The following is an 11,474-nucleotide window of genomic DNA, read 5'->3' on the forward strand; positions in this document are numbered from 1 at the left end:
ACGACGGGCCATCAGGGGGGCCTCGACCGGAGGCGCCGCCCCGGCCGTGCGCCACCCGGACACCCACGGCCCTGCTGCGGGTCGTGCTGTGCGAGGACGAGGAGGTCTTCCGGCTGGGGCTGCGGGTCGTCCTCGAGGCCGAACCGGACATGGCGGTCGTGGCGGAGACCGGTGACCTGCGCGAGGCGCTGGACGTCGCCGGCGACGTGGCGGCGCAGGTCGTCGTCGTCCGGCAGGGGCTGCTGGACGACGCCACCCTGCCGGTGCTGCGCACCCTCTGCCAGCGCAGCACGGCGGTGCTCGTGCTCGCGGAGCCGGACGCGGACGTCGGTGCCCGGCTGATGGACATCCTGCAGGCGGGGGTCCGCGGGTACCTGCCGCGCCGGGCAGCCGCGCAACGGCTGGTCGACGGCGTCCGCGCGCTCGCCCGGCACGGAGCCGCACTGGACACCACCGCCACGCGGCACCTGGTGCGCTACCTGGCCCTCCGCGAGGCCGTGCTCTCCTCCGAGGAGCACCCCCTGGACCGGCTCACCGAACGGCAGCGTGACGTGGCCGAGCTGGTGGCCCAGGGTTTGAGCAACGAGGAGATCGCCTGCCGGCTGTTCGTGAGCCTGTCCACCGTGAAGAGCCACATCACGGCCTCGATGCGCCGCCTCGGCGTCCGGACCCGCACGCAGCTGGCGATCCTCGTCAACCGCGACCGCTCCCCGGCGGCCTGACCGGCACGGCACGGACCCTCGTCCCGGCGAGGCCCCCGGCGCACACTCGCCGCATGACCGACGAGGCAGGGCTCCGCGAGTTCGTGGCGGCGTTCAACGCGCACGACCTCGACCGGATCATGGACTTCTTCGCCGACGACTGCGTCCTGGAGACCCCGCGCGGCCCCGACCCCTGGGGGACGCGCTACAGCGGCCGGGCCGCCGTGCGGGAGGGGCTCGCGGCGCGGTTCACCGGGATCCCCGACGTGCACTACGGCGAGGACGAGCACTGGACGTGCGGCGACCACGCGGTCTCGCGCTGGCTCCTGACGGGCACGACCGTCGACGGGGAGGAGGTGCGCGTCCGCGGCTGCGACCTGCTCGACCTGGCGCCGGACGGGCGCATCCGCCGCAAGGACTCCTACTGGAAGCTCGTGGGGTGACCCGAGGACGCGGTCGGCTCCCCGGGGCCGTGTCGGGGCGGACGTCGCCGTCCGGTCACGGGCCGCGACGAGAGCCCTGGCCGCCGTGCCGTTCCGCCGTACCGTGGCGCATGGACCTCGACGACGTCGTGCCGGTGGCCGACCACGTCACCCGCCAGTCGCGGGTGATCGACGCGCCACCGCCCGTGGTGTGGGAGGAGCTGCACCGGCTGAGGCTCTCGTCGCTGCCGGTGTCCCTGCTGCTCAGCGCGGTGCGCGCGCTGCCGGTGCTGCTGGCCGGCCGGGGGCGCCGGCGCCTCGGGCTCGACCGGACCTTCCTCGACGTGGTCCCCGTCCCGGAGCTGGCCTCGGACCCGCCGTCGCACGTGCTGTTCGGCGGGCCGCTGCAGGCCTGGCGGCTGACCGCCGGCAAGCGCCCGCCCGTGCTGGACGCCGCGCAGCTGCGGGACTGGTCCGAGCCCGGCTGGGTCAAGGTGGGCATGGAGTTCCGGCTGACGCCGGCGCTCGGGGGCACCCGGCTGACCTGCGAGACACGGGTCGTGGCGACCGACCCGGGCACGCGGCGGCGGTTCGCCCTCTACTGGCTCGCCGTCCAGCCCGGCAGCTCCGCCATCCGATGGGAGTTGCTCACCGCCGTCGCGCTCCGGGCCGAGGCGCGCGCCGGGTAGGCAGCGGCCCCGGCCCGGACGGCGAGGGCGGTCAGCCCCGGCGGCGGCCCAGGAGCCAGCCGACGAGGACGCCGAGCAGCGTCAGCCCGGCGCCACCGGCCGCGCCGGTGACCAGCGTGCGGACGTCCGACGGTGCGGCGGGCGCGGCCGCTCGGCCGGCGAAGACCGTCGGAGCAGCGGCGGCCGGGGCGGTGGCGGCAGCCGGGGCGGTGGCGGCCTCGCCGGGTGCGGCGGCCACGGCGGGCGCGGCCGCGGCCGGCGCCGGAGCGGCCGCCCCGGTCAGCTCGTCGTCGATCGCCGTGAAGAACTGCCCGGCCATCCGCTTGGCGACGCCGCTGATCATCCGCTGGCCCACCCCCGCCACCGGCCCGCCGATGACGGCGTCGGCCGAGTAGGTGAGCGTCGTCGTCCCGGCGTCGGCGGGCTCGAGGTTGATCGTCACCGTCGCGCGCGCGTTGCCCGGTGCCCCGGCGCCGGACGCGTGCATCACGTAGGACGTCGGCCGCTGCTGGTCGGACAGCCGCACCTCGCCGGCGTAGGTGCCCTTGATCGCCCCGACGCCCACCGAGACGTTCATCCGGTACTCGTCGTCCCCGGTCCGCTCCAGCGACTCGCACCCGGGGATCGTGCGGGCCAGCACCGCCGGGTCGGTGATGACCGACCACACCGTCTCCGGGTCGGCGTGCAGCACCGCAGAGCCGTCGAGGTTCACGCAGTCACTCCTGTCCTCGCCCGGCGCGCGGCCGCAGCGGTCTGTTCCGAGTCGGGGGATCGCATCAGGTCGTACAGCTGGGTGGGGGAGATCGGCATCGCCGCGATCCGGCGTCCGGTGGCGTCCTCGATGGCCGAGGCGATCGCCGCCGTCCCCGGGATGACGCCGGCCTCGCCGGCGCCCTTGAGGCCCAGCGGGTTCAGCGGCGAGGGGGTCTGCTGGTGGTCGATCACCACGTCCGGGATCTCCGACGCGTACGGCATGAGGAAGTCCATGAACGAGGCGTTCTGCAGCTGCCCGGAGTCGTCGTAGGCCATCCGCTCGTACAGCGCGCCGCCGATGCCCTGCGCGACGCCGCCGTGCACCTGGCCCTCGACGATCATGGGGTTGACGATGTTGCCGCAGTCGTGGACCACCGCGTACTTCACGACGTCGATCTCCCACGTCGTCGGGTCGATCTCCACGATCGCCGCGTGCGCACCCGAGGCGAACGTCGACCGGATCGGTGAGTAGTAGTCGCGGTGCTCCAGGCCGGGGGCGTCGCCCTCGGCCACCGGGGGCTTGGTGTCGTCGTGCGTGGCGAACTGGGTGGCCTGCTTGGCGGCCTCGTCGAAGGCGTAGCGCAGCGGGTTGGACAGGACGGCGACGGTCCGCAGCGGGATCGAGGCACCCGGCGTGCCCTTCACCTGCACGACGCCGTCCTCGATCTCCAGGTCACCGGGGTCGGCCTCCAGGACGTCGGCGGCGATCCGGAGGGCCTTCTCGCGCACGCCGCGCGCGGCCAGGGCGATCGCGTTGCCGCTCATGACCGCCGCGCGGGAGGCGAACGTGCCGACGGCGTAGCCGAACCGCCGGGTGTCGCCGGTGGTCACCTCGACGTCCTCGATCGGCACCCCGAGCTCGGAGGCGACGATCTGCGCGAACGCCGTCTCGTGGCCCTGCCCCTGCGAGGTGAGCCCGGTCGAGACCAGCACCTTGCCGCTGCCGAGCACCTGCACGTGCCCGCCCTCGTACGGGCCGGGCCCGGTGCCCTCGACGTACAGCGCCATCCCGACGCCCAGCAGCCGGCCGCGTGCCTCGGCGTCGGCCCGGAGGGACTCCGCCTCCGACCAGCCCACGAGCGTGCGCAGCTTGTCCAGCAGGCCGGGGTAGTCGCCGGAGTCGTAGATGACCGGCCGGCCGTCCTGGAACGTCAGCCTGTGGTCGTAGGGGAACTGGTCGGGCTGGATGAGGTTCCGCTCCCGCACGACGGCCCGGTCCAGGCCGAGCGCGTCGGCGATGCGGTCCATCGTCCGCTCCATCGCGTAGCAGCCCTGCGGCCGCCCGGCGCCGCGGTAGGGCGTCACGATGACGGTGTTGGTGAAGACGCTCTCCACGACCACCCGGTACACCGGGATCGTGTACGGGCCGACCAGCTGGGTCGCCGTCACGATCGGCACGATGATCCCGTAGGGCGTGTACGCGCCGTTGTCGTGCCAGATGTGGACGTCGAGGGCGGTGATCCGGCCGTCGTCGTCGTACCCGACGGTGATCTCCTGCCGCTGCTGGCGCTCGTGCGCGCTGGAGATGAAGTGCTCGCGGCGGTCCTCGGCCCACTTCACCTCCTGGCCCAGCGCGATGGCCGCCATCGGCACCAGCAGCTCCTCCGGCCACGGGTGCACGATCTTCACGCCGAACCCGCCGCCGACGTCGGGCGCGATGACCTCGACCTGGTCCAGCGACAGCTCCAGCTTCGCCGCGATCGCCGCGCGGACCGAGGTCGAGGCCTGGGTGCTGGTGTAGACCCGCAGGCTCCGGTCGGCGGGGTCCCAGCGCGCGTGCACGCCCTTGCCCTCCATCGGCATGCACGCGCTGCGCTCGATGTACTGCGTGAACGACAGGGTGTGCGGCGCCGTCGCCAGGGCCGGCTCGACGTCCCCGGTCTCCTGGTGGTGCCGGGCGGCGACGTTGTCCGGGACCTCCTCGTGGACGGCGTTCCGGGCCTCCCGGGCGGCGTCCACGCCGACGACGACCGGCAGTTCCTCGTAGGTGACCACGATCCGCTCGGCGGCGTCCTCGGCCACGTACCGGTCGGTGGCCACCACCATGACCACCGGCTCGCCGACGTGGTTCACCTCGCCGTTGGCCAGCGGGAACCCGGTGCGCGGGGCGTGCAGCTGCGGGTGCGGGATGAGCACCGGCAGCGGCTCGGCGAGCGGGCCGGTGAGGTCCTCGTAGGTGTAGACCGCGACCAGGCCCTCGACGTCCAGCGCCGCGTCGACGTCGATGTCGACGACGCGGGCGTGCGCGTGCGGGCTGCGCACGAAGGCCGCGGCCAGTGCGTCGTGCCCGATGTCGTCGAGGTAGCGGCCCCTCCCGGTGATCAGGCGGGCGTCCTCGCGCCGGCGGACCGGCTCGCCGAACAGCTTCGTCGTCACCGCCCGACCTCCCGGCCCTCGTGGCCACTTTGGCCGCCGTCGGTCATCGCGGCCGCGGCGTGGCGGACGGCCTTCTTGATGTTGGCGTAGCCGGTGCACCGGCAGAGGTTGCCGCCGACCATCTCGTCGACCTCCTCCTCGGTGAGCTCGGCCGACGCGTCACGGCTCTCCAGCCCCGCCTTGATGGTCATGAGGAAGCCGGGGGTGCAGAAGCCGCACTGCAGCGCGTGGCACTCGCGGAAGGCCTCCTGCACCGGGTGCAGCACCTGCCCGCCCTGGTGGTCGTCGCGGGCCAGCCCCTCGACGGTCTCCACCGACGCGCCGTCGACCTGGACGGCGAGCACCAGGCAGGAGCGGGTCGGGGCGCCGTCCACCAGCACGGTGCAGGCCCCGCAGACGCCGTGCTCGCAGCCCACGTGGGTGCCGGTGAGCCCGAGGTCGTGGCGCAGCGCGTCGGACAGCAGCCGGCGCACCGGCACGGTGGCCCTCCGCGGGACACCGTTGACGGTGATCGTGACGGTCCGCTCGGTGTCGACGGAGACGGTCATGCGTCGGTCCTCTCGGTGCTCATGGCTCGGTTCCGGACTCGCTCCGCTCCTCGGTCGCCGGCGCTCCCTGCGATGCTCACTCGCCCGTCACTCTCACGGCTGCTTCGGCGGCGGCCTCGGCCAGCGTGCGTCCGGTCAGCACGCCCACCAGCAGGCGGCGGTAGTCGGCGCTGGCGTGCAGGTCGCCGTCCGGCTCGACCAGGGTGCGGGCCAGCTCGCCGGCGGCCGCCCAGTCGGCCTTCTCCACCGGCTGGCCGGCGACGGCGTCGGTCAGGTCGTGCACCTCGGGCACCAGCCCGACGGAGATGTAGGCGGCGCGGGCGGCCGACACGCGACGGGACCCGTCGAGCGTGACGACGACGCCGGCGCCGCAGACCGCGTAGTCGCCCTTGCGGCGGGCGACCTCGGCGAAGGCGGTGCCCGAGCGCTCGGACAGGGCCGGGAAGAAGGCGGAGGTGACCAGCGCCGGCCCGGCCAGCGAGGTCTCGAGGGGGCCGACGAACAGGTCGCGCCAGGGGACGGTCTCCACGCCGGCCGGCGTCGCCACGGTGACCGAGCCCTCGGTGAGGGCGAGGACGGAGGTCATCTCGCCGGAGGGGTCGGCGTGCGCGATCGAGCCGACCGTCGTCCCGCGGTTGCGGATCGCGGGGTGGGCCACGTTCGCCGTCGCCCGGGCCAGCAGCGGCTGCACCCCGGCCGCGTCGTCGTGCGTGAGGAGCGCGGCGTGGCGGACGAGGGCGCCCACCCGGACGCCGTCCCCGGTGACCTCGACGGTGTCGAGGCCGGGCACCCGGTTGATGTCCACCAGCGTGGCCGGCGCCGCCAGCCGCATCGACAGCAGCGGCAGGAGCGACTGGCCGCCGGCGAGGACCTTCGCGCCCTCCTCGGTGGCGAGGACCTCGAGGGCCTCCTCCAGCGTGCGCGGGTCGGCGTACCGGAACGGGGCGGGCTTCACCGGGCGCCGGTTCCCTGGCCGCGACCGCGGTGCGACGTCTGGCGCAACGCCACGAGTGCCTCCTCTGTCGTACGGGTCCGGGGTGGAGGCGCCGCTCGGGAGCGGTGCTGGCCCGAGATCCGAATCTTTCACGTGCCCCGCCGGGACGGAAGTACCTCAGCGCTAAATTGTCCTGCCCGTCGCGGGGGTGCGCGAGGCACCCTCCGGACGTGCGGAGGGGACCCGGCCACGAGCCGGCCGGGTCCCCTGCGTCGAGCGTGGCGCCGGGCCCTGGGGTCAGGGCCCGGCGCCGTCGGTCACTGGTTGAGCCGGTGGTCGCCGGGGGTGCGCGAACCGGTGATGCCCGGGCGGCCGACCTCGTCGACCGACGACGGGTCGGCGCTGACCTCGTGTCGGCCGGTGTGGCCGAGCGCCGGGCCGGTGCCCTCGGGGAACCCGCCCTCGTCCTGCAGGGCCGCCTTCATCTCGGCGGGCGCGACCGCGCGGGCCAGGTGCCAGCCGAGGACCGCGACGATCGAGCCCAGGGCGATCCCCCCGAGGCTGAAGTTGTCGGAGAACCGCAGCTGGACGTCGCCGATCGCGATGATGATGCCCGCGGCGAGCGGCACCAGGTTGATCGGGTTGGCGAAGTCGACCCGGTTCTCCTTCCAGATCTTGGCGCCGAGCAGGCCGATCATCCCGTAGAGGACGACGGTGATGCCGCCGAGCACGCCACCCGGGATGATGTTGATCAGGGCGCCGAACTTCGGGCACAGGCCCAGCAGGATCGCCACGATCGCGGCCACGTAGTAGGCGGCGGTGGAGTACACGCGGGTGGCGGCCATGACGCCGATGTTCTCGGCGTAGGTCGTCGTGGGGGAGCCGCCGACGGAGGTGGCGACGACGGTGGCGACACCGTCGGCCGCGATGGCCCGGCCCATGTACGGGTCGAGGTCGCGCTTGGTCATCTCGGCGACCGCCTTGACGTGACCGGTGTTCTCCGCGATGAGCGCGATGACGGCCGGCAGCACGAGCAGGCTGAAGTTCAGCGAGAAGCTCGGGGCGATGAAGTCGGGCAGGCCGAACCAGTCGGCGTCGGCGACCGTGTCGAAGTTGAGCCGGTCGCGGGTGGTGACCGTGCCCGTGCCGTCGGGGGAGGTGATCGGCCCGGCCGCGGCGTCGAGCAGCAGCGACAGCAGGTACCCGAAGACCAGGCCGAGCAGGATCGAGATGCGCGCCCAGAACCCGCGCAGCAGCAGGGAGGCGATGATGACGAACGCCATCGTGGCGAGGGCGACCCACTGGTCCTGCGGCCAGTAGATGCCGGCCACGACCGGGGCCAGGTTGAACCCGATCAGCAGGACGACCGCGCCGGTGACCGCCGGCGGCAGGATCGCGTGCAGGACGCGGACGCCGGCGACGTGGATCAGCAGGCCGACCAGCGCCAGGACGACGCCGGAGACCAGGATCGCGCCGACGACGTCACCCGAGTCACCGCCCTGCGCCCGGACGGCCACCACGCCGCCCACGAAGGCGGCGCTGGTGCCCAGGTAGCTGGGCACCTTCCCGTTGACCATGAGCAGGAAGATGATCGTCGCGATACCGCTCATGAAGATCGCCAGGTTGGGGTCGAGCCCCATGACGATCGGGAAGACGAACGTCGCCCCGAACATCGCGACCACGTGCTGGGCGCCGATGCCGATCGTGCGCGGCCACGACAAGCGCTCGTCGGGCGCGACGGCCTCGCCCAGTGGCGGGGTCTTGCCGTCCCCGTAGAGCTTCCAACCGAACGCCATGAGTGCCTCCTCGACGTGCACCACAGACCAGGCCGGCAACCGGATGATGGCGTGTCCCGGCACCAGATGAGGCGCCAATCTGTCACCGCAGGTCGGGAAGCGGAAGTACCTCAGTGCTAAATCGTTATTGCGGAAGATGTCTTAACGCTGAGGCAACATGCGGGTACGGTTCGCGGGGTGACCGCCCCATCCGACGCCGGAGTCCGGCACGTCTCCCTCCGCAGCGGCGTCTACGCCGACTCGGTCAAGTTGATGCAGGTCAGCCGGGACATCGGCGCCCGCGACGGCGTCACCGCCGTCCTGGTCGCGATGGCCACCCCGCTGAACCTCGAGCTGGCCCAGAACATGGGCCTCGCGCCGGAGGGCGACGTCTCGCCCGACCAGCTGCTCATCGCGATCCAGGCGGTGGACGACGACGCGCTCGGCGCCGCGGTGGCGGCCGTCGACGCCGCGCTGAGCGCACGCGAGCGCTCCAGCACCACCGCCGACGCCATCCCGGCGCGCACCATCGGCGCGGGCCTCGACGCCCTGCCCACCGACGGCTCGGCGCTGGCCATCGTGAGCGTGCCCGGGCAGTACGCCGTCGCCGAGGCCGCCGACGCGATCGCCGCCGGCCGCAGCGTGCTGGTCTTCTCCGACGGCGTCCCCGTCGAGCACGAGGTGGCGCTCAAGCGGGCCGCGCACGACGCCGGCGTCCTGGTGATGGGCCCCGACTGCGGGACGGCGATCGTCTCCGGGGTCGCCCTCGGCTTCGCCAACGTCGTCCGCCCCGGGCCGGTCGGCCTGGTGGCGGCCAGTGGCACCGGCGCCCAGCAGGTCTCCTGCCTGCTGGACATGGCCGGCGTCGGCGTCAGCCACGTGCTCGGCGTCGGGGGCCGCGACCTGTCCGAGGCCGTCGGCGGCCTGGCCACGCTCGACGCGCTCGCCGCCCTGGACGCCGACCCGGCCACCGAGCGGGTGCTGCTGGTCTCCAAGCCGCCGGCGCCCTCGGTGGCCGCCGCGGTGTCGGAGGCGGCGGCGCAGCTGACGGTCCCGGTCCGCTCCGCCGCCCTCTCGCCGGAGACGCCCGACCTCACCGCCGCCGTCGAGGCGCTGCTCGACGACATGGGCGTCGCGGTGCCGCAGTGGCCCTCCCGGCCCGGCGACGGCGCGACCGCCGCCCCGGGCGCGGTGCTCAAGGGCCTCTACTCCGGCGGCACCCTCGCCGACGAGGCCATGCTCCTGGCCGCCCCCGTGCTCGGCGACATCCGCTCCAACACCCCGCTGCGTCCCGAACTGGACCTGGGGACGGACCTGTCCGCCCCCGGCCACGTCGTCATCGACTTCGGGGACGACGCGCTGACCGTCGGCCGCGCGCACCCGATGATCGACCCGACCCTGCGGCTGGAGGCCCTCGCCGGGGTCGCCGCCGCCGAGGAGCCCGCCGTCCTCCTCCTGGACGTCGTCCTCGGGTACGGCGCCGACGCCGACCCCGCCGCCTCCCTCGTGCCGGCGCTCACCGCCGCCCGCGAGGCCTCGACCACCCCGCTGCCGGTCGTGGTCGCGCTGGTCGGCACCGAGGGTGACCCGCAGGGCTGGTCGCGGCAGGCCGACGCCCTCGCCGCCGCCGGTGCCGCCGTCTTCGCCTCCAACGCCGCGGCCACGCGGTACGCCCTCGACCTGCTGGGAGCTGCCCGATGAGCCTCGCCGACCTGCTCTCCGCCCCGCCGGCGATCGTCGCGGCCGGCGTCGACGTCTTCTCCGACGCGCTGCGCGCCCAGGGCGCCGAGGTGCACGACGTCGACTGGCGTCCGCCGGGCTTCGGCGACCCCACCGACCTCGCCGCGCTCGCCCTCGACCCCCGCAGGGCCGCCGCCAACCGGACCGCCGTGGAGCGGGTGATGGCCGCCGGCTCGCAGCTGGTCGACGTCCGCCCGGCCCACGAGGTGCTCGGCCTGCCCGACCGGATGCTGCTGCACGCCGGCCCCCCGATCGCCTGGGCCGACGCCAGCGGTCCGCTGCGCGGCGCGCTGATCGGCGCCTGCCTGTTCGAGGGCTGGGCCGACACCGTCGAGGAGGCCGAGCGCATCCTCGCCGCCGGGGAGATCACCCTCGACCCGTGCCACCACCACCGCGCCGTCGGGCCGATGGCCGGGGTGACCAGCCCGTCGATGTGGATGTGGTGCCTGCAGGACCCGGTGCACGGCGGTCAGGCCTTCTCCAACCTCAACGAGGGCCTGGGCAAGGTGCTGCGGATGGGCGCCTACAACGACGAGGTGATCACCCGGCTGCGCTGGATGCGCGACGTGCTGGGGCCGGTCCTGCAGAAGGCGGTGCGATCGATGGCCGAGCCGCTGGACGTCAAGGCGATCCTCGCCCAGATGCTGCAGATGGGCGACGAGGGGCACAACCGCAACCGCGCCGGGTCGCTGATGACGCTGCGTGAGCTGTCCCCGGCGATCGTCGCGGTCGAGGGTGTGCCGTCGTCGGACATCGCCGCGGTCCTGCGCTTCGCCGGTGGCAACGAGCACTTCTTCCTCAACCTCGGCATGCCGACGGCGAAGCTGGCCATGGACGCCGCCCGCGACATCCCCGGCTCGTCGATGGTCACCGTGATGGCCCGCAACGGCACGGAGTTCGGCATCCAGACCGCCGGCACCGGCGACCGCTGGTTCACCGGGCCCGCCAACACCCCGGTGGGCCTGTTCCTCGGCGACTACGGGCCCGAGGACGCCAACCCCGACATCGGCGACTCCGCGATCATGGAGACCTACGGCGTCGGCGGCTTCACGATGGCCGCCGCCCCCGCGATCGTCCGGTTCGTCGGCGGCACCGTGCCCGACGCGCTGGCCACGACCGAGCGGATGTACCAGCTGACGCTGGCCGAGAACCCCGCGATGCAGGTGCCGATCCTCGGCTTCCGCGGCTCGCCGACCGGCATCGACGTCCTCAAGGTGGCGCGCTCGGGCTGGTTGCCGCAGATCAACACCGGTATGGCCGGCCGCGTGGCCGGCACCGGTCAGGTCGGCGCCGGGCTGGTCCAGCCGCCGCAACAGTGCTTCGAACAGGCGCTGCGGGCGCTGGCCGAGGAGACCCGCGCGGCCGCCTGAGGCCGCACCCGATCCCCGACACCCTGCGGGGGGGGGGGGGGGGGGGGGGGGGGGGCCCCCGGGGGGCGGGGGGGGGGGGGGGGGGGGGGGGGGGGGGGGGTGGGGGGCGGGGGGGGGGGGGGGGGGGGGGGGGGGGGGGGGGGGGGGGGGGGGGGGGGGGGGGGGG

General features: G+C 74.4%; 10 protein-coding genes. 5 read left to right on the forward strand and 5 right to left on the reverse strand.

Annotation, left to right across the window (positions count from 1 at the left end):
* The first annotated feature begins 83 nt into the window (after positions 1-83).
* The 3 genes from ACI79E_RS21010 (at position 84) to ACI79E_RS21020 (ending at position 1,812) form a co-directional block, all read left to right on the forward strand.
* Complete coding sequence (locus tag ACI79E_RS21010) at positions 84-722, forward strand: LuxR C-terminal-related transcriptional regulator (protein ID WP_456934519.1); 639 nt, start codon at positions 84-86, stop codon at positions 720-722.
* Positions 723-775: 53 nt separating this feature from the next.
* Entirely contained in the window at positions 776-1,144 is a 369-nt protein-coding gene (locus ACI79E_RS21015) for a nuclear transport factor 2 family protein (RefSeq protein WP_456934520.1), read from the forward strand.
* A 110-nt stretch (positions 1,145-1,254) separates the two neighbouring features.
* Positions 1,255-1,812, forward strand: coding sequence for a hypothetical protein (locus ACI79E_RS21020; RefSeq protein WP_456934521.1), 558 nt, complete (start codon positions 1,255-1,257; stop codon positions 1,810-1,812).
* A gap of 31 nt (positions 1,813-1,843) precedes the next feature.
* On the opposite strand, the gene ACI79E_RS21025 is transcribed toward ACI79E_RS21020, so the two are convergent.
* The 5 genes from ACI79E_RS21025 to ACI79E_RS21045 all read right to left on the reverse strand — a co-directional run bounded on the left by ACI79E_RS21025 (position 1,844) and on the right by ACI79E_RS21045 (position 8,219).
* Complete coding sequence (locus ACI79E_RS21025) at positions 1,844-2,524, reverse strand: CoxG family protein (protein WP_456934522.1); 681 nt, start codon at positions 2,522-2,524, stop codon at positions 1,844-1,846.
* Positions 2,521-4,941, reverse strand: coding sequence for an aerobic carbon-monoxide dehydrogenase large subunit (cutA, locus tag ACI79E_RS21030; RefSeq protein WP_456934523.1), 2,421 nt, complete (start codon positions 4,939-4,941; stop codon positions 2,521-2,523). The genes ACI79E_RS21025 and cutA overlap by 4 nt, the downstream gene beginning before the upstream one ends.
* Positions 4,938-5,489 carry a (2Fe-2S)-binding protein gene (locus ACI79E_RS21035; protein ID WP_456934524.1) on the reverse strand — a complete coding sequence of 184 codons (552 nt, stop codon included), beginning with the start codon at positions 5,487-5,489 and terminating at the stop codon, positions 4,938-4,940. Before ACI79E_RS21035 ends, cutA begins: the two co-directional genes overlap by 4 nt.
* A gap of 76 nt (positions 5,490-5,565) precedes the next feature.
* On the reverse strand, positions 5,566-6,444 hold the full coding sequence (locus tag ACI79E_RS21040; protein WP_456934525.1) for an FAD binding domain-containing protein: 879 nt from the start codon (positions 6,442-6,444) through the stop codon (positions 5,566-5,568).
* Positions 6,445-6,740: 296 nt separating this feature from the next.
* Positions 6,741-8,219: a uracil-xanthine permease family protein gene (locus ACI79E_RS21045; protein WP_456934526.1), complete on the reverse strand. Its 1,479-nt coding sequence runs from the start codon at positions 8,217-8,219 to the stop codon at positions 6,741-6,743.
* A 177-nt stretch (positions 8,220-8,396) separates the two neighbouring features.
* On the opposite strand from ACI79E_RS21045, the gene ACI79E_RS21050 reads away from it, so the two are divergent.
* On the forward strand, positions 8,397-9,899 hold the full coding sequence (locus tag ACI79E_RS21050) for an FdrA family protein (protein WP_456934527.1): 1,503 nt from the start codon (positions 8,397-8,399) through the stop codon (positions 9,897-9,899).
* The gene (locus tag ACI79E_RS21055) at positions 9,896-11,308 is read left to right on the forward strand and encodes a DUF1116 domain-containing protein (RefSeq protein WP_456934528.1); all 1,413 of its coding nucleotides are present in this window, start codon (positions 9,896-9,898) and stop codon (positions 11,306-11,308) included. Before ACI79E_RS21050 ends, ACI79E_RS21055 begins: the two co-directional genes overlap by 4 nt.
* Positions 11,309-11,474: the final 166 nt, after the last annotated feature.

The sequence above is a fragment of the Geodermatophilus sp. SYSU D00079 genome, assembly GCF_054050635.1.